The organism is Variovorax sp. VNK109 (assembly GCF_049445855.1).
Lineage (GTDB): Bacteria > Pseudomonadota > Gammaproteobacteria > Burkholderiales > Burkholderiaceae_C > JAGOCV01.
On record NZ_JBMSDV010000005.1, the window covers coordinates 100,202 to 117,227 of the forward strand.

Consider the following 17,026-nt stretch of genomic DNA (forward strand, 5'->3'; position numbering starts at 1 on the left):
GCGGCTTCGCAATCGCGGAGCTTCCATATCAACATGCACGGAGGAAAACTCATGCTCAAGAAAATCCTGCTGGCCACGGCCATGCTGTGGGCCAGCGCCTCGTTCGCGGCCGACGTCAACAAGGCCAGCGCCGCAGAACTCGACAGCGTCAAGGGCATCGGCCCCAGCCTGTCCACACGCATCCTGGACGAACGCAAGAAGGGTGAGTTCAAGAACTGGGACGACTTCATGCAGCGCATGAAGGGCGTCAAGGACGCACGCGCCGCCAAGCTCTCGGCCGAAGGCCTGACGGTGAATGGTGAAGCGTTCAAGGGTGCTGGCAAGCCCGCCGGCAAGGCGGCTGCCAAGGTGGCAGACAAGGCGGCTGCGAAGGCAGAGGCAGCGCCCGCCAAGCCCTGACCGCGCCATGAGGCGTCATGCGTCAGGCGGCAAACTTCCGCCAACGACGCATGCATGAAATGCCGCCCGGACTCGGGCGGCATTTTTTCTTCTGCCGATCTTTTCTGGTCGATGCGCCCGGTCAGGCCTGTCCGTAACCACCGCCGCCCGGTGTGAGGATTTCGAACACATCGCCTTCCGCCATCTCCGCCTGGCCGATATGGCCCAGCGTTTCTTCGCTGCCGTCCACGCGCACCACACGGTTGATGCCGACGGCCCCATCGTGGCCGCCCGCCATTCCGAACGCGCCGTTGACGCGACCGTTGGACAGGATGCTTGCGGTCATCGGCTCGAGGAACCGCACACGCCGCACGCCGCCGTCACCGCCCTTCCACTGCCCCGCACCCCCGGAGCCGGCACGGATCTCATAACTGTCCAGCCGCACAGGGAAGCGGAATTCCAGCACTTCGGGGTCGGTCAGGCGCGAATTGGTCATGTGCGTCTGCACCACGCTCGTGCCGTTGAAGCCGTCACCTGCGCCACTGCCGCCGGAGATCGTCTCGTAGTACTGGTAGCGCGCATTGCCGAAAGTGAAGTTGTTCATCGTGCACTGGCTCGCGGCCATGACGCCGAGCGCGCCGTACAGCGCATTGGTGATGCAGCTGGAAGTCTCGACGTTGCCCGCCACCACCGAGGCCGGCGGGTTCGGGTTCAGCATCGAGCCCGCCGGAATGATGACCTTCAATGGCTTGAGACAACCTGCGTTCAGCGGGATGTCGTCGTCCACCAGCGTGCGGAACACATAAAGCACCGCCGCCATGCAGACCGCGGTCGGCGCATTGAAGTTGTTCACCTGCTGCGGCGACGTGCCGGTGAAGTCGATCTCGGCGCTGCGCGCCAGCGTGTTGACGCGGATGGCCACGCGGATCTGCGCGCCGTTGTCCAGCGGCAGCGTGAATTCACCGTTCTTCAGCCGTGTGATGACGCGACGCACCGACTCCTCGGCGTTGTCCTGCACGTGCTTCATGTAGGCCTGGACCACGTCGAGACCGAACTGCGCCACCATCTTGCGCAACTCCTGCACGCCCTTCTCGTTGGCCGCGATCTGCGCCTTGAGGTCAGCCATGTTCTGCTGCGGGTTGCGGCTGGGGTACTCACCGCTCCTGAGCAACGCGATCATCTCTGCTTCACGCAGCACGCCTTGCGCCACGAGCTTGAAGTTGTTGATCTGCACGCCCTCTTCCTCGATGCGCGTGGAGAACGGCGGCATCGAGCCCGGCGTGGTGCCGCCGATGTCGGCCTGGTGGCCACGACTGCCCACGTAGAACAACGGCTTGTCGCCACCGCCCGTGCCCAGGTAGACCGGTGTGATCACCGTCACGTCGGGCAAGTGGGTGCCGCCGTGGTACGGGTCGTTGAGAACGTACACATCGCCCGGTTGCATCTTGCCGGTGTTCTCGCGGATCACCGTCTTGATGCTCTCGCCCATGCTGCCCAGGTGCACCGGCATGTGCGGCGCGTTGGCGATCAGGTTGCCCTGTGCGTCGAACAGGGCGCAGGAAAAGTCGAGCCGCTCCTTGATGTTCACCGAATAGGCCGTGTTCTGCAGTTGCAGTCCCATCTGCTCGGCGATGTTCATGAACAGGTTGTTGAACACCTCGAGCAACACCGGGTCCACCGTGGTGCCAGCGGCAAAGCTCACCGTGCGCGGCACACGCCGTTCCAGCACCAGATGATCGAGCGCGGTGAGCTGCGCCTCCCAGCCGGGCTCCAGGATGGTCGTGGCGTTTTTCTCGGCGATGATGGCCGGGCCGGGCAACACGTCGCCTGCGCGCATGTCCTCGCGCACCACGAGCGCGGCGTCGTGCCACTGTCCACCCGAGTACATGCGCACGGTGTTTCGACGTGGCACCTCGCGCGGCTCGTGCAAGGCGTGCCGCGGCTCCTGAGGCGCATCACCCGCAAGTACCGCCTCCACCGACACGGCCTCCACGATCAACGCCTTGCCCTGCATGAGGAAGGCGAATCGCTGGCGGTACGCGCGTTCGAAGCCCGACTCGATTTCCGCGATGGAGCCCAGCGGCACCACCAGCGCCGAATCGGTACCTTCGTACTTGATGTGCACGCGCCGGTGCATCTGCACCGCACCGCTGCCCGCCTGCTGGCGCAGCAGTTCTTCTTTTGCCTCGGCAGCCAGTGCATCGAGCTTCTCGCCGATGCCTGCCAGCGCGTCCTGCGTGAGGCGTACTTCGACCGCCTGCTCCCGGATCACGTTCTGGTCGGCCAGACCCATGCCGTAGGCCGACAGTACGCCGGCCAAGGGATGCACGAACACCCGCGTCATGCCCAGCGCATCGGCCACCAGACAGGCGTGCTGCCCGCCTGCGCCGCCGAAGCACTGCAGCGTATAGCGCGTCACGTCGTAGCCGCGCGCGACGGAAATCTTCTTGATGGCGTTGGCCATCTGCTGCACCGCGATGCTGATGAAACCCTCGGCCACTTCTTCCGCCGTGCGCCCCGTTTCATCCGCGAGTTTCGAGAACTTCTCGACGACCGCATCACGGCTGAGCGCTTCGTTCGCCGACGGGCCGAACACGCGCGGGAAATGCTCGGGCTGGATCTTGCCAACCATCACGTTCGCATCCGTCACGGCGAGCGGACCGCCGCGTCGGTAGCACGCCGGGCCTGGATTGGCACCCGCGCTCTCGGGGCCCACGCGGAATCGTGCGCCGTCGTACTGAAGAATCGAGCCACCACCCGCTGCGACGGTGTGGATGCTCATCATCGGCGCACGCATGCGCACACCGGCCACCTGCGTCTCGAACTCGCGCTCGAATTCGCCCGCGAAGTGGCTCACGTCGGTGGAGGTACCCCCCATGTCGAAGCCGATCACGCGAACCTGCCCGCCGGTTGCGCTGCCCGAACCCGCATGACCGCCGAACGCGAGTTGCGCCGTGCGTGCCATGCCGACGATGCCGCCGGCCGGACCGCTCAAGATCGCGTCCTTGCCCTGGAAGGCGTGTGCGTTTGTCAGGCCGCCGGACGATTGCATGAAGAACAACTGCACACCGGGCATCTCGCCCGCCACCTGGTCGACATAGCGCCTCAGGATCGGCGAGAGGTACGCATCCACCACCGTCGTGTCGCCACGGCTCACGAACTTCATCATCGGACTGACCTTGTGGCTCACGCTCACCTGCGTGAAGCCGGCTTCGCGCGCCAGCGCCTCCGCCTCCAGCTCATGCGCCACGTGGCGATAGCCGTGCATGAAAACGATGGCCACGCTCGCCAGCCCGCTCTTGCGTGCCGCCGCCAGTCCGGTGCGCAGGGCGTCAGCATCGAGCGGCTCGACTTCATCGCCATGCGCGCCCATGCGTTCGTTGGCCTCGATGACGCGCGCATACAGCAACTCGGGCAGCAGGATGCGCCGGTCGAACAGGCGCGGCCGGTTCTGGTAGGCAATGCGCAGCGCATCGCGGAAGCCGCGCGTGGTGACCAGCAGCGTCGGCTCCCCTTTGCGTTCGAGCAGTGCATTGGTGGCAACTGTCGTGCCCATCTTCACGCACTCCACCAGTCCGGGCGTGACAGGCTCGCCGCGCTGCAGCCCCAGCAGATGGCGGATGCCGGCCACCGCGGCGTCCTTGTACTGTTCGGGGTTCTCGGAGAGCAGCTTGTGCGTGGTCAACGTGCCGTCGGGCTTGCGCGCGACGATGTCGGTGAACGTGCCGCCGCGGTCGATCCAGAATTGCCAGCGCGCTGTGACCGGAGTCTGTGTTTCGCTCATATCGGTAAATGGGGAATGGATGAAGTGAATGCGCGGCCGCTGATATCAGCCACGCCTGTTGAAGAAATCCAGCAGTACGATCGCGTTGTCGATGCCCGCGCGAGCCGCCCATTCGCGGCTCATCTTCTCGCCCAGCGACGACAACGTGCGCCGCAGTTCGAAGGGCGCGGGCTCCACGCTCATGCGGCTTCGGGTGAGTTGCAGCTTCGCATCGTCGTCGGCCGCATCGGCCAGGCTCCACCCGCGCTTCTCGGCCTGCGCCGCCATGGTGCGCAATGCCTCGCGAGCGGGCGCAGGCAATGCAGCCACCGCCCTGGCATTGGCGCAAACCATGTTCTTGGGAATCCACGCACGCAATTCGTAGAACACCTTCATGCGCGACCATGCCTGGCTGTCCACGCCGGTCACGCTGGAGGTGATCATCGCGTCCACGCGGCCGTCGGCCACGGCAGCCGCGAGTTCGCTCGCCGCGATGTTGGCCGGTGTCGCGCCGGAGAGCTCCGCCATGCGGCGCGTCGCGTCGTTGTACACGCGGAAGTTCATCGACTTCAGGTCTTCCAGTCGCGCGACAGCCTTTCGCGAGAACAGGCCCTGCCCCGGCCATGGCACCGCGTAGAGCAGTTCGAGGCCACGCGCCGCCAGCGCCTTCTCGATCGAAGCCCGCGAGACCTGCCACATCAGCCGCGCATCTTCCGGACCCCGCACGATGAAAGGAATCGCATCCATGTTGAGCGCCGGCACGAGGTTCGCGTAAGCCGACATCAGCACTTCGCCGAGCTGGATCTCGCCGGCTTCGAGCGCGGGCAATATCTCGGGCATTTTCTTCAGCGCCGCATTGACCTGCAGGTCCACCTCCACCGCGCCACGCGATGCAGCCTGCCACTCGGTCGAGAAGAGGCGCACATTGCGCGTGTGGTGCACGGCGTCGCCGTACGCAGTGGCGAAGCGCCAGGTGGCGGTCTGCGCGGATGCGCCCGTCGCCACCAGCGGCGATGCGATTGCTGCCGCACCGAGTGAATGGATGAATTGCCGGCGTTGCACGATGCACCTTCCTGGTTCAGAGCGACGCGGCCGCACGCGCCGCCTGGTCGTACACGCCCGAGAGCACGCGCAGCAGCCGCGCGAGCTCGCCGATGTCGCGGTTCAGGCCCTCGTCGGCCTTGAGCGCATTGATGAGGCACTGCTCGCGGATCTCGCGATAGCGGTCGACGAACGAACGGCCTTCGTCGGTGGAGGCGTAGGTGACTTCCTTGCCGTTCTTGCTGGACGCCACCACGCCGATCCCCTGCAGCTTCTTCAGCGAATAGTTGATGAGGTGCGTGTCCTCGACATTCATGATGAAGCAGATGTCGGCCAGGCGCTTGTCCCGCGCGCGGTGCGTGACGTGGTGCAGCACCAGCACGTCCAGCGGTGTGAGGTCCTTCAGGCCTGCCGCACTCATGCAGTGCACGACCCATCGATGGAAGGCATTGCCGGCCACGATGAGGCCGAATTCGAACTCGCTCATCTCCGCGCTGCGCGGGGACACGAGATGCGCGGAAGAAACGATGGGCGGCATGACCTCACCCGTACGTCCCGGCTTTTTGCTCGCCATCAAAGGCCTCCTGACTGGCATTGATATTGCATGTCACGAATTGTAGGGAGCAAATAGATAATTTGTCGATAATTTGTTGACATTTAGGGAAAACACCAATCAGCCCGGATCGGTGGCAGCACTACAGTGCCGTCACCGTCCTTTTCAACCTCAACGGAGCTCTTCATGAAACGTCGCCTGTTCTCGCTGACCGCCCTGGCCCTCACCGTGGCCGCCGGCAGCGCATTCGCCCAGACCAAGTGGGACCTGCCCGCCGCCTACCCGGCGACCAACTTCCACACGCAGAACCTGACCGAGTTCGCCAACGACATCGACAAGGCAACGGGCGGCAAGCTCAAGATCACCGTGCACGCCAACGCCTCGCTGTTCAAGGCGCCGGAAATCAAGCGTGCGGTGCAAGGCGGCCAGGCCCAGCTCGGCGAGATCCTGCTGCCGAACTTCCAGAACGAATGGCAAGTCTTCGGCACCGACGGCCTGCCCTTCGTGGCCACCAGCTACGCCGAGTCGAAAAAGCTCTATGCCGCCCAGAAGCCGGTGCTGGAGAAGAAACTCGCCGAACAGGGCATCGTGCTGCTGTACGCAGTGGCATGGCCGCCCCAGGGCATCTACACCAAGAAGCCGATCTCTTCCGTGGCCGACCTCAAGGGCATCAAGTGGCGTGCGTACAGCCCCGCCACCGCACGCATTGCCGAACTGATCGGCGCGCAGCCGGTCACCGTGCAGGCTGCCGAGTTCTCGCAGGCGCTGGCCACCGGCGTGGTCGAGTCCACCATGACCTCCGGCGCGACCGGCGTGGACAGCAAGCTCTTCGAACACCTGAAGTACTACTACGACACGCAAGCCTGGCTGCCCAAGAACGCGGTCATCGCGAACAAGGCCGCCTTCGACGCGCTCGACGCACCGACCAAGGCAGCCGTCATGAAGGCCGCCGCCGACGCGGAAACCCGCGGCTGGACCGCCAGCGAAAAGGTGAACGAAACGACGCTCGCCACGCTCAAGGCCAACGGCATGCAGGTGCTGCCGCCTTCGCCCCAGCTGAAGGCGGACCTGCAGAAGGTCGGCGAGACGATGCTGAAGGAATGGCTGGAAAAGGCCGGTCCTGAAGGCAAGATGGTCATCGACGGGTTCAAGAAGTAAGCATGCGCAAGGCACTCGATGCCCTGTATGACAGCGCCGCGGCCCTCGCGGCGCTTTTCATGATCGGGCTGCTCATCGCGGTCCTGCTGTCCATCGCCGGCCGGCAGCTCCACTTCAACATCCCTGGCATCGACGCCTATGCGGGCTACCTGATGGCCGGCGCGGGTTTCCTTTCGCTCGCGCACACGCTCAAGCATGGCGAGCACATCCGCGTGACGCTGTTCATCGCCCGCCTCAAAGGCAAGGCTGCGCGTGGCCTGGAAATCTGGGCGCTGTTCGCAGGCACGATGCTCGCCGGCCTGGCGGCTTTCTACAGCTGCCGGCTGGTGTGGCAATCGCACGCCTTCCACGACATCTCCACCAGCAACGACGCCACGCCGCTGTGGATCCCCCAGCTCACGATGGCGATCGGCGGCGTGGTCCTGGCCATCGCGTTACTCGACGATTTCGTGATGGAGCTGATGGGCAAGCGGGTGGTGAATCAATCGCAGGACGCCCTGCACAACGAATGACGGCTTTCCATGAATGACCTTCTCATCACCGGCCTGCTGGTGCTGTCGCTGTTCCTGATCCTGGGCAGCGGCGTGTGGATCGGTTTGACGCTCTCGGGCGTCGCATGGATCGGCATGCAGCTATTCACCTCGCGTCCCGCAGGCGACGCCATGGCCGTCACCATCTGGGGTTCCGCGTCGAGCTGGACCCTCACCGCCCTGCCGCTTTTCGTATGGATGGGAGAGATCCTCTTCCGCACGCGGCTTTCGCAGGACATGTTCAAGGGCCTTGCGCCCTGGATGCAGTCGCTGCCGGGCCGGCTGCTGCACACCAACGTCGTCGGCTGCGCGATCTTCGCGGCCGTCTCGGGCTCGAGCGCTGCCACCTGCGCGACCATCGGCCGCATGACGCTGCCCGAGCTGAAAAAGCGCGGCTACCCGGACGACATCGTCATCGGTACGCTCGCCGGCGCGGGCACACTGGGGCTGCTCATTCCGCCATCGATCATCATGATCGTCTATGGCGTGGCGGCGGATGTGTCCATTGCCAAGCTGTTCATCGCCGGCGTGCTGCCGGGCGTCCTGCTGGCCGTGCTGTTCTCCGGCTACATCGCGCTGTGGGCGCTGCGCCATCCTTCGCTGGTACCGCCTGCCGACAAGTCGATGAGTTTCATGGACAAGCTGCGCGAATCGCGCGCGCTCATCCCGGTGATCCTGCTGATCGCGGCAGTGCTCGGCTCGATCTATTCCGGCATCGCCACGGCGACCGAGGCCGCTGCCGTCGGCGTCGTGGGCTCGCTCGTGCTGTCGGCCGCGCAGGGCTCGCTGAACTGGCAGACCTTCCGCGATTCGCTGATGGGGGCCACGCGCCTGTACTGCATGATCGCGCTCATCCTCGCGGGCGCTGCGTTCCTCACGCTCTCCATGGGCTACATCGGCCTGCCGCGCCATCTGGCAGAGTGGATCGCGTCCCTCGGTCTCACCCAGTTCCAGCTGATCTGCTCGTTGATGGTGTTCTTCATCATCCTGGGCTGCTTCCTCGACGGCATCTCGATGGTGGTGCTGACCATGGGCGTCATCATGCCGACGGTGATTGCCGCCGGTATCGATCCGCTGTGGTTCGGGATCTTCGTCGTGTTCGTGGTAGAAATGGCGCAGATCACGCCGCCCGTCGGCTTCAACCTCTTCGTGCTGCAAGGCATGACAGGACGACAGTTGCCCTACATCGCACGCGTCACGCTGCCGATGTTCATCCTGATGGTTGCCGCCGTGCTGCTGATCTATTTCTTCCCCGGCATCGTCACATGGATGCCGCAGAACATGAAACTCTGAACGGCTTGTGCAAATGCTGCTGCCCGTCCTCGCCATCTGCATCGGTGCGTCTGCCGGCGCTCTTGCACGGTGGGGGCTGGCGCAGTGGCTTTCGCAGCCGGCGGGCCTCATCCCGTGGGGGACGCTCGCGGCCAACCTCATCGGCGGCTATCTGGTCGGCGTGGCGGTGGCGAGCTTCGAGACGATGCCGCAGCTCGATCCGGTGTGGCGGCTGATGCTGGTCACCGGCTTTCTCGGCGGCCTCACCACGTTCTCCACCTTTTCGGCCGAAGTGACGGGCTTCCTCATGCAGGGGCGTCTGGGCATCGCACTGGGCACGGCCATGCTGCACCTGGGCGGCTCGCTCGCGCTGACATGGGTGGGCATCCGCACGGTGCAGATGCTGCGCTGACACAAAACTGATCGTCCCGACTAACCCGCAGGGGCCACGGACATTGGGCGCGCGGGGGCATGCGCCTTTAGAATCGACCGCAGATGTCTCTGGTCTACCTTGTCCTACTACCCTTCCTCTCCAGCCTGATCGCCGCCATGTTGCCGGCGGACGCGCGCAATCGCGAGTCCACGCTGGCCGGCCTCACCGCACTCGGCTGCACCATCTACGCAGCCACCCTCTTTCCCCAGGTCGCCGACGGCGGCGTCATCCGCCAGGACATCGCCTGGATTCCCTCACTCGGCCTGAACATCGTCCTGCGTCTGGACGGCTTCTCGTGGATGTTCAGCATGCTGGTGCTGGGCATCGGCGCGCTGGTCGCGCTGTACGCGCGCTACTACATGTCGCCGTCGGATCCGGTGCCGCGCTTCTTCGCTTTCCTTTTGTCGTTCATGGGCGCGATGATGGGCGTGGTGCTCTCGGGCAACCTGATCCAGCTCGTCGTGTTCTGGGAGCTGACCAGTCTGTTCTCGTTCCTGCTCATCGGCTACTGGCATCACCGCAAGGACGCACGGCGCGGCGCGCGCATGGCGCTCACCGTCACCGGCACTGGCGGCCTGTGCCTGCTGGCCGGCGTGCTGGTGGTGGGCCACATCATCGGCAGCTACGACATGGACGTGCTGTTCAACAGCGTGCAGAAGCTGCAGTCGCATTCGCTGTACAGCGTGGCGCTCGTGCTCATCCTGCTGGGCGCGCTGACCAAGAGCGCGCAGTTCCCCTTCCACTTCTGGCTGCCCAACGCGATGGCCGCGCCCACACCCGTCTCGGCCTACCTGCACTCGGCGACGATGGTGAAGGCCGGCGTGTTCCTGATGGCGCGCCTGTGGCCAGCACTCGCAGGAACAGAGGAATGGTTCTGGATCGTCGGCACCGCCGGCATCTGCACGCTGCTGGTGGGTGCGTGGGCGGCGATGTTCCAGCACGACCTCAAGAGCCTGCTGGCGTATTCGACCATTTCGCACCTGGGCCTCATCACCCTGCTGCTGGGCCTGAACAGCCCGGTAGCTGCGGTGGCCGCCGTCTTCCACATCATGAACCACGCGACCTTCAAGGCGTCGCTCTTCATGGCGGCCGGCATCATCGACCACGAAAGCGGCACGCGCGACATACGCCGCCTTTCCGGTCTCGCGCGCATGATGCCGGTGACCGCCACGCTCGCCATGGTGGCCAGTGCGGCCATGGCCGGCGTGCCGCTGCTCAACGGTTTCCTCTCCAAGGAAATGTTCTTTGCCGAGACGGTGTACATCAGCGCGACACCGCTGGTGAACTTCGGCCTGCCGATCGCGGCCACGCTGGCCGGCGTGTTCAGCGTGGCCTACTCGCTGCGCTTCACCGTGGACGTGTTCTTCGGCCCCAAGGCCGACGACCTGCCGCGCGAGCCGCATGAGCCGCCGCACTGGATGCGCGTGCCGGTCGAGCTGCTCGTGATGGCCTGCCTCGTGGTGGGCGTTGCGCCGGCCTTTGCCGTCGGTGCGTTTCTCGCCGCTGCGGCGCGGCCTGTCGTCGGCGGCACGCTGCCCGAATACAGCCTCGCTGTCTGGCACGGCTTCAATACGCCGCTGATGATGTCCATCGTCGCCATGGTCGGCGGCATCGCGTTCTACCTGTTGCTGCGCTACCAGCGCCAGCAGGGCCGGCTGGAAGTGGCGCCGATCGTCGGGCGTTTCAGCGGCAAGCGCAACTTCGAATGGACGATGGCCGCACTGAGCCAGCTGGCGCGTCTCGCCGTGCGCTGGCTCGGCACGCGACGTTTGCAGGGCCAGATGGCCGCCATGATCGGCATCACGTTGCTGGCCGGCATCGCTGCCATGTGGATGCAGTCGGCCGGCCATCGCGCCAGTCCCGGCACGCGCGAGACGTTGCCGCTGTCGCCCATCTTCCTGCTGCTGTGGCTGATCGGCATGGCCTGTGCCGTCGGCGCGGCGTGGCAGGCGAAGTACCACCGGCTGGCGGCGCTCACGCTCATGGGGGCCGCGGGCCTCGTCACCTGCATCACGTTCGTGTGGTTCTCCGCGCCCGACCTCGCTCTCACGCAACTGGCGGTAGAGGTGGTGACAACCATCCTTTTCCTGCTCGGGCTGCGCTGGTTGCCCAAGCGGCTGGAGAACGTGCAGCGCGGCGGCACGCGCGCGCGAACGCTGGGCCGGCGCTCGCGCGACCTGTTCATCGCCATCGCTGCAGGCACCGGCATGTCGGCACTGGCGTATGCCGTGATGACGCGGCCGTTCCCACAGAGCATTTCGCCGTTCTTCCTGGAGAAGGCGCTGGCCGAAGGCGGTGGCACGAACGTGGTGAACGTGATGCTGGTGGACTTCCGGGGTTTGGACACCATGGGCGAGATCACCGTGCTGGGCGCCGTGGCACTCACCGTCTATGCGCTGCTGCGCCGCTTCCGCCCCGCCGCAGAAACGGTGATGCTGCCACCGCAGCAGCAGGCCGTGCCGCCCGACCTCGCCACCGACCTCGTGAACCCGCGCAATGAAGACACGGCGCGGGGCTACCTCATGGTGCCAGCCGTGCTGGTGCGATTGCTGCTGCCCATCTGCGCGGTGATCTCGGTGTACTTCTTCATGCGCGGCCACAACGAACCCGGCGGTGGCTTCGTGGCCGGCCTGGTGCTCTCGACCGCATTCCTCATCCAGTACATCATCGCGGGCACGCAGTGGGTGGAGGCGCACATGCGCCTGATGCCGCAGCGCTGGATTGCTTTCGGCATGCTGGCGGCCGCCGGCACGGGACTGGGCGCGCTCTTCTTCGGATACCCGTTCCTGACCACCCACACCGCGCACCTGCACCTGCCCGTCATCGGCGACGTGCACATCGCCAGCGCGCTGTTCTTCGACATCGGCGTGTTCACGCTGGTGGTCGGCTCCACGCTGCTGCTGCTCACCGCACTGGGCCACCAGTCCGTGCGCGGTCACCGCCGTCCGGCCCGGCCCGACGAAGTGCCCGACGCGCGACCGGAACACCACGTCGCAACGGGAGGCCGCTGATGGAACTCATGCTCTCCCTTGCCATCGGCGTGCTCACGGGCTCGGGCGTCTGGCTGCTGCTGCGTCCGCGTACCTTCCAGGTGATCATGGGCCTGTCATTGCTGTCGTATGCCGTGAACCTGTTCATCTTCAGCATGGGGCGCCTGTCGGTCGACAAGGAGCCGGTGCTGCTGCCGGGCCTGGCCGCCACGCTCGCCAACTATGACGACCCGTTGCCGCAGGCGCTGGTGCTCACCGCCATCGTCATCGGCTTCGCCATGACGGCACTCTTCCTCGTGGTGCTGCTGGCCGCACGCGGCTTTGCCGGCAACGACCACGTGGACGGCAAGCTGGAGGACGACGCATGATGCGCTGGGTCGACTGGGCCATGCCGCATCTGGTCATCGCGCCCATCCTGCTGCCCATGCTCACGGCCGCGCTGATGCTGTTCTTCGGCGAGCACCGCCGCAACCTCAAGGCAGGCCTGGGCGTGGTGTCCACGTTCATGGGGCTGGGCCTGGCCATCGCGCTGCTGGTCTGGGTGAAGGCGCAGCCCGAACCGGCAGCCTTCGGCATCTACCTGCCCGGCAACTGGGACGTGCCCTACGGCATCGTGCTGACCGTCGACCGTTTCTCGGCGCTGATGCTGCTGCTGGCCGCCATCGCAGGTTGCGCGGCCATGCTGTTCTCGGTCGCACGCTGGCACAAGGCCGGCGTGCATTTCAACCCGCTGCTGCAGATCCAGCTGATGGGCCTGAACGGCGCGTTCCTCACGACCGATCTGTTCAACCTCTTCGTCTTCTTCGAGATCATGCTGGCCGCGTCCTACGGCCTGCTGCTGCACGGTTCGGGGCCGACCCGCGTGAAGTCGGGCCTGCACTACATCGCGATCAACCTTGCCGCGTCGTCGCTGTTCCTGGTGGGCGTCTCCATGGTCTACGGCGTGAGCGGCACGCTCAACATGGCCGACCTCGCGCAGCGCATTCCGTTCACGGCGCCCGAAGACGTGGGCCTGCTGCACACGGGCCTGGCCATTCTTGCCGTCGCCTTCCTCACCAAGGCGGCGCTGTGGCCGCTCAATTTCTGGCTGGTGCCTGCGTATTCCGCAGCGGCCGCGCCCGCCGCATGCATCTTCGCTTTGCTCACCAAGGTGGGCATCTACGTGCTGCTGCGGCTTTCGACCTTGCTGTTCCCGCCGGAGGCCGGTGCATCGGCCGGCTTCGGATCGGACTGGCTGCTCTGGGGCGGCATGGCGACGCTGGGCTTCGGCGCGCTGGGCATGCTGTCGTCCCAACGGCCCACGCGCCTGGCCGGGTACGCCGTCATCATGTCGTCCGGCACGCTGATGTCGGCCATCGGCTTCGGGCAGGTGCCCATCACCGCTGCAGCGCTCTACTACCTGCCGAGTTCGACGCTGGCCATCTGCGCACTCTTCCTGCTGGTGGAACTGGTGGAGCGTTCGCGCGACCCGGAGCCCGGCGAACAGCTGGCACCCGAGGACGAAGAAGACCGGCTGCCCTTCGCGCTGGCCGATCTGGAACTGGGCGAGGACGACGTTCCCGAAGGCGTGAACCTCGCCGAGGACGAGACCGCGCTCATCGGCCGCGCCATCCCGGCGGCCATCGCCTTCCTGGGGCTGACCTTCCTGTGCTGCACGCTGCTGGTGGCGGGGCTGCCGCCTCTCTCGGGTTTCATCGGCAAGTTCGCCATCCTGTCCGCGTTGCTGGCCACCGGCGCGCCCGGCATGCGCGAATGGATGCTGCTCTCGCTGCTCATCGTCTCCGGCCTGTTTGCGCTGATAGCCATGACACGTGTCGGCATGCGCTTCTTCTGGGCACCGCAGGGTCGCACAGCGCCGCGACTGCGCGTGATCGAATGTGCACCGATCGTCGCGCTCATCGCGCTGTGCGTGCTTTTCACCATCAAGGCCGAACCGGTGATGCGCTACGCGCGCGCCACTGCGCAGATGCTGCACGACCCCGCCCGCTATGTCGATGCCGTGATGAGCACGAAACCGCGCCCGGGTCCGGTCGCCATGAAGGAGGACAGTCCATGATGAAGAAGTTCTTCGGCGCCGTCCTTCCGTCCCCGCTGCTGTCGGCCGCGCTGCTCGCGCTCTGGCTGGTGCTCAACGCCTCGGCAAGTCCGGGTCATGTGCTGTTCGGCGCCCTGCTGGCCGTTGCCGTGCCGCTGCTGACCGCTTCGCTCAGGCCGACGCCGGTGCGCATCCGCAAGCCGCTCGTCATCGCGAAGCTGATCCTCACCGTCGGCTGGGACGTTCTGGTGTGGAACTACCGCGTGGCAACCGGCATTCTTGCCTCGCGCAAGCACGCGCCCAACGGCGCGTTCGTCATCATCCCGCTGGACCTGCGCGACCCGAACGGGCTGGCGGCGCTCGCCATCATCATGTGCGTGATCCCGGGCACGGTGTGGTCCGAACTGTCGCTCGACCGCAGCAAGCTGCTGGTGCACGTCTTCGACCTGAAGGACGAGCCGCTGGAAGTGCAGCACCTGAAGACACGCTACGAAAAACCGCTCATGGAGATCTTCGAATGAGTCCGCTGCTCGGCACCGCCATCTTCGTGACGCTGGCGCTTTATGCCATCGCCATGGCGCTGAGTCTCGTGCGCCTGTTCCGCGGTCCCGCCGCACAGGACCGCGTGCTGGCGCTGGACTACATCTACATCTGCGGCATGCTGATGATGATGGTGATGGGCATGCGGTACGTCAGCGACGTGTTCTTCGAGGCCGCCTTGCTCATCGCGCTGTTCGGCTTCGTCAGTTCCACGGCCATGGCCAAGTTCCTGCTGCGCGGCGAGGTGATCGAATGATCGAGACGCTGCCGCTCTGGGTCGAGGCGATCATCGCGCTGCTGCTGGTCACGAGCGGCCTGCTCGCGCTCATCGGCGCTGTCGGCATGATCCGGCTCAAGGAGTTCTTCCAGCGCATGCACCCGCCCGCGCTCGCCTTCACCGCCGGCGCATGGTGCGTCACGCTGGCCTACATCCTGTACTTCTCGTTCGGCCGCCACACGCTGGAACTGCACGCGTGGATGATCATCGTCCTGCTGTCCATCACCGTGCCGGTGACGACGATCATGCTGGCGCGCACCGCCCTGTTCCGGCTGCGGCAGTCGGGCAGCAAGTCGGTGCCGCCGCTGCTGAGCCGGGTCAGGGCCGAACCGGGCCAGGATCACGCGGGCAACTGAGCCGTCCGCAGGTTCTTCGCGTTGGCCACTTCCATGTCGCGCGGCAACGCGACGCCGTTCTTCACCGCCAGGATCTCGGCCATCACGCTCACCGCGATCTCCGACGGAGTCTTGCTGCCGATGTAGATGCCGATCGGCCCACGCAGGCGCGCGAGTGATTCTTCCGTCTCGCCGAAATGCTCGATCATCCGTTCACGGCGCGCTTCGTTGTTGCGGCGCGAGCCGATGGCGCCGACGTAGAAGGCCTCTGTCTTCAGGGCTTCGAGCAGCGCCAGATCGTCGAGCTTCGGATCGTGCGTGAGCGCGACGACGCAGCTGCGGCGGTCGGGCCGGAACGCGGTGACGACATCGTCGGGCATGTCCGCGACCACATTCGCGCCCTGTACATGCCACGCACCGCGGTATTCCTCGCGCGGGTCGCACACCGTGACGGCGAAGCCGCTGAAGAGCGCCATGGTCGCCAGGTATTCGGTGAGTTGGCCGGCGCCGATGAGCAGCATGCGGTACTCCGGGCCGAAGGTGTTGACGAGTCCGGTGTCGTCGACGCGCAGTTCTTCGGGTGCCGTTGCTTCGTTCAGCGACACCACGCCGTCCGCCAGCCGAACCATGCGCTGCATCAGGCGTCCGGATTCGAGCGCCGTCACGAGATCGGTCAATGCCTGCGTGTCGGGGTCGTATTCGAGCAGCAGTTCGAGCGTACCGCCGCACGGCAGGCCGAATCGGTGCGCCTCGTCGGCGGTGATTCCGTACTTCACGAAGGCTGGCGCACCGACAGGCATGGACTGCCCTTCCTTGTACGCGCGGCTGTACTGGTAGATGAGGTCGTCTTCGATGCAACCCCCGGACACGGAGCCCACGACCGAGCCGTCTTCGCACAGGGCCATGATCGAGCCCACCGGCCGGGGCGACGAGCCCCAGGTGCGCACCACCGTCGCCAGCAGGGCGCGGCGACCGGCAGCCCGCCAGTCGCGCAAGGTGCGAAGCACCATCACATCGAGGTTTTCCATGATGTTCCCTGGAGCGGCCTACATCAGCATGACGATGGCACCCAGCACCACCGCAGCGCCGACGATCCAGACCCAGGGCGGCACACCGGATTTCGTGGACGGCATGTCTTCTGCTTCGGTGGAAGCAGCGGCTGTACCCGCTGCACCGCCGGAGATGGCCACCGTCGGCGCGAACGATCGCTCGGCCTTGGCCTGCGCCTGCGCGTCTTCACGCGCCGCATATGCATCGGGGTACTGCTTCTTCATCTCGGCGTCGAAGCGTTTGAAGAAGTCTTCGGCCATGGACTTGGCCGCACCGTCGATGAGCCGTTGACCGAGCTGCGCGATCTTGCCGCCGACCTGCGCATTCACCGTGTACTGGAGTTCACATCCGCCTTCCTGCGGCACGAGGATGACCTTCGACTGGCCCTTGCCGAAGCCGGCTGCACCACCTTGCCCTTCGAAGGCGATGGTGTAGCTCTTCGGTGGATCGATATCCGACAGCACGATCTTCCCGGAGAACTTGGCCGACACCGGGCCGATCTTCACCGTCATGCCGACGGCGTACTGGTTCTCCCCGGCCGGTTCCAGGCGGTCGCAACCCGGCACACAGGCCTTGAGGATCGCGGGGTCGTTCAACGCGTCCCATGCCTGCTGCTGCGTGATGGCGAGACTGCGCGTTCCTTGCATCTCCATATCGGTGGCTTCCTTGTT

At 65.6% G+C, this 17,026-nt stretch carries 16 protein-coding genes; 11 read left to right on the forward strand and 5 right to left on the reverse strand.

Going from position 1 to position 17,026, the window contains the following annotated elements:
- Window positions 1–51: 51 nt before the first annotated feature.
- Window positions 52–399: a ComEA family DNA-binding protein gene (locus ACO2Q9_RS16875; RefSeq protein ID WP_423312944.1), complete on the forward strand. Its 348-nt coding sequence runs from the start codon at window positions 52–54 to the stop codon at window positions 397–399.
- Between the two features lie 121 nt (window positions 400–520).
- On the opposite strand, the gene ACO2Q9_RS16880 is transcribed toward ACO2Q9_RS16875, so the two are convergent.
- Genes ACO2Q9_RS16880 through ACO2Q9_RS16890 form a run of 3 tightly spaced genes read right to left on the reverse strand, consistent with a single transcriptional unit; the run spans window position 521 to window position 5,756 of the window.
- Window positions 521–4,162, reverse strand: a complete 3,642-nt coding sequence (locus tag ACO2Q9_RS16880; protein WP_423312945.1) for a hydantoinase B/oxoprolinase family protein — start codon at window positions 4,160–4,162, stop codon at window positions 521–523.
- A 45-nt stretch (window positions 4,163–4,207) separates the two neighbouring features.
- A complete protein-coding gene (gene dctP / locus ACO2Q9_RS16885; RefSeq protein ID WP_423312946.1) occupies window positions 4,208–5,203 on the reverse strand; it encodes a TRAP transporter substrate-binding protein DctP in 996 nt (331 codons plus the stop codon).
- A gap of 16 nt (window positions 5,204–5,219) precedes the next feature.
- Window positions 5,220–5,756 carry a winged helix DNA-binding protein gene (locus ACO2Q9_RS16890; RefSeq protein WP_423312947.1) on the reverse strand — a complete coding sequence of 179 codons (537 nt, stop codon included), beginning with the start codon at window positions 5,754–5,756 and terminating at the stop codon, window positions 5,220–5,222.
- A 165-nt stretch (window positions 5,757–5,921) separates the two neighbouring features.
- Here ACO2Q9_RS16890 and ACO2Q9_RS16895 point away from each other — a divergent pair, with 165 nt between their 5' ends.
- From ACO2Q9_RS16895 to ACO2Q9_RS16940, 10 genes are all read left to right on the forward strand, one after another.
- The gene (locus tag ACO2Q9_RS16895; RefSeq protein ID WP_423312948.1) at window positions 5,922–6,893 is read left to right on the forward strand and encodes a TRAP transporter substrate-binding protein; all 972 of its coding nucleotides are present in this window, start codon (window positions 5,922–5,924) and stop codon (window positions 6,891–6,893) included.
- 2 nt (window positions 6,894–6,895) lie between these two features.
- Window positions 6,896–7,405, forward strand: a complete 510-nt coding sequence (locus tag ACO2Q9_RS16900) for a TRAP transporter small permease (protein WP_423312949.1) — start codon at window positions 6,896–6,898, stop codon at window positions 7,403–7,405.
- 9 nt (window positions 7,406–7,414) lie between these two features.
- Entirely contained in the window at window positions 7,415–8,716 is a 1,302-nt protein-coding gene (locus ACO2Q9_RS16905) for a TRAP transporter large permease (protein WP_423312950.1), read from the forward strand.
- Between the two features lie 13 nt (window positions 8,717–8,729).
- Window positions 8,730–9,107, forward strand: a complete 378-nt coding sequence (gene crcB, locus ACO2Q9_RS16910; protein WP_423312951.1) for a fluoride efflux transporter CrcB — start codon at window positions 8,730–8,732, stop codon at window positions 9,105–9,107.
- A gap of 83 nt (window positions 9,108–9,190) precedes the next feature.
- Window positions 9,191–12,139 (forward strand): monovalent cation/H+ antiporter subunit A, encoded by a 2,949-nt coding sequence (locus tag ACO2Q9_RS16915; protein ID WP_423312952.1) that lies wholly within the window; start codon window positions 9,191–9,193, stop codon window positions 12,137–12,139.
- Window positions 12,139–12,486 carry a Na+/H+ antiporter subunit C gene (locus ACO2Q9_RS16920; protein ID WP_423312953.1) on the forward strand — a complete coding sequence of 116 codons (348 nt, stop codon included), beginning with the start codon at window positions 12,139–12,141 and terminating at the stop codon, window positions 12,484–12,486. The genes ACO2Q9_RS16915 and ACO2Q9_RS16920 overlap by 1 nt, the downstream gene beginning before the upstream one ends.
- Complete coding sequence (locus ACO2Q9_RS16925) at window positions 12,483–14,174, forward strand: monovalent cation/H+ antiporter subunit D (protein WP_423312954.1); 1,692 nt, start codon at window positions 12,483–12,485, stop codon at window positions 14,172–14,174. The genes ACO2Q9_RS16920 and ACO2Q9_RS16925 overlap by 4 nt, the downstream gene beginning before the upstream one ends.
- Window positions 14,171–14,674 (forward strand): Na+/H+ antiporter subunit E, encoded by a 504-nt coding sequence (locus tag ACO2Q9_RS16930; protein ID WP_423312955.1) that lies wholly within the window; start codon window positions 14,171–14,173, stop codon window positions 14,672–14,674. The genes ACO2Q9_RS16925 and ACO2Q9_RS16930 overlap by 4 nt, the downstream gene beginning before the upstream one ends.
- Window positions 14,671–14,949 carry a K+/H+ antiporter subunit F gene (locus ACO2Q9_RS16935; RefSeq protein WP_423312956.1) on the forward strand — a complete coding sequence of 93 codons (279 nt, stop codon included), beginning with the start codon at window positions 14,671–14,673 and terminating at the stop codon, window positions 14,947–14,949. The genes ACO2Q9_RS16930 and ACO2Q9_RS16935 overlap by 4 nt, the downstream gene beginning before the upstream one ends.
- On the forward strand, window positions 14,946–15,326 hold the full coding sequence (locus ACO2Q9_RS16940; protein WP_423312957.1) for a Na+/H+ antiporter subunit G: 381 nt from the start codon (window positions 14,946–14,948) through the stop codon (window positions 15,324–15,326). The genes ACO2Q9_RS16935 and ACO2Q9_RS16940 overlap by 4 nt, the downstream gene beginning before the upstream one ends.
- On the opposite strand, the gene ACO2Q9_RS16945 is transcribed toward ACO2Q9_RS16940, so the two are convergent.
- Together ACO2Q9_RS16945 and ACO2Q9_RS16950 are read right to left on the reverse strand one after the other, a co-directional pair.
- Window positions 15,311–16,333: an XdhC family protein gene (locus ACO2Q9_RS16945; protein ID WP_423312958.1), complete on the reverse strand. Its 1,023-nt coding sequence runs from the start codon at window positions 16,331–16,333 to the stop codon at window positions 15,311–15,313. The two genes, ACO2Q9_RS16940 and ACO2Q9_RS16945, sit on opposite strands and share 16 nt — an antisense overlap.
- 18 nt (window positions 16,334–16,351) lie before the next feature.
- Window positions 16,352–17,008: a CoxG family protein gene (locus tag ACO2Q9_RS16950; RefSeq protein WP_423312959.1), complete on the reverse strand. Its 657-nt coding sequence runs from the start codon at window positions 17,006–17,008 to the stop codon at window positions 16,352–16,354.
- Window positions 17,009–17,026: the final 18 nt, after the last annotated feature.

Bases quoted from the DNA above. Each gene is read 5' to 3' on its own strand.
- ACO2Q9_RS16930 (WP_423312955.1), top strand. From the start codon at position 14,171: ATGATGAAGAAGTTCTTCGGCGCCGTCCTTCCGTCCCCGCTGCTGTCG.
- ACO2Q9_RS16950 (WP_423312959.1), bottom strand. From the start codon at position 17,008: ATGGAGATGCAAGGAACGCGCAGTCTCGCCATCACGCAGCAGCAGGCA.
- ACO2Q9_RS16890 (WP_423312947.1), bottom strand. From the start codon at position 5,756: ATGGCGAGCAAAAAGCCGGGACGTACGGGTGAGGTCATGCCGCCCATC.
- ACO2Q9_RS16905 (WP_423312950.1), top strand. From the start codon at position 7,415: ATGAATGACCTTCTCATCACCGGCCTGCTGGTGCTGTCGCTGTTCCTG.
- ACO2Q9_RS16940 (WP_423312957.1), top strand. From the start codon at position 14,946: ATGATCGAGACGCTGCCGCTCTGGGTCGAGGCGATCATCGCGCTGCTG.
- ACO2Q9_RS16875 (WP_423312944.1), top strand. From the start codon at position 52: ATGCTCAAGAAAATCCTGCTGGCCACGGCCATGCTGTGGGCCAGCGCC.
- ACO2Q9_RS16915 (WP_423312952.1), top strand. From the start codon at position 9,191: ATGTCTCTGGTCTACCTTGTCCTACTACCCTTCCTCTCCAGCCTGATC.
- ACO2Q9_RS16900 (WP_423312949.1), top strand. From the start codon at position 6,896: ATGCGCAAGGCACTCGATGCCCTGTATGACAGCGCCGCGGCCCTCGCG.
- ACO2Q9_RS16925 (WP_423312954.1), top strand. From the start codon at position 12,483: ATGATGCGCTGGGTCGACTGGGCCATGCCGCATCTGGTCATCGCGCCC.
- ACO2Q9_RS16935 (WP_423312956.1), top strand. From the start codon at position 14,671: ATGAGTCCGCTGCTCGGCACCGCCATCTTCGTGACGCTGGCGCTTTAT.
- crcB (WP_423312951.1), top strand. From the start codon at position 8,730: ATGCTGCTGCCCGTCCTCGCCATCTGCATCGGTGCGTCTGCCGGCGCT.
- ACO2Q9_RS16945 (WP_423312958.1), bottom strand. From the start codon at position 16,333: ATGGAAAACCTCGATGTGATGGTGCTTCGCACCTTGCGCGACTGGCGG.
- ACO2Q9_RS16880 (WP_423312945.1), bottom strand. From the start codon at position 4,162: ATGAGCGAAACACAGACTCCGGTCACAGCGCGCTGGCAATTCTGGATC.
- ACO2Q9_RS16920 (WP_423312953.1), top strand. From the start codon at position 12,139: ATGGAACTCATGCTCTCCCTTGCCATCGGCGTGCTCACGGGCTCGGGC.
- ACO2Q9_RS16895 (WP_423312948.1), top strand. From the start codon at position 5,922: ATGAAACGTCGCCTGTTCTCGCTGACCGCCCTGGCCCTCACCGTGGCC.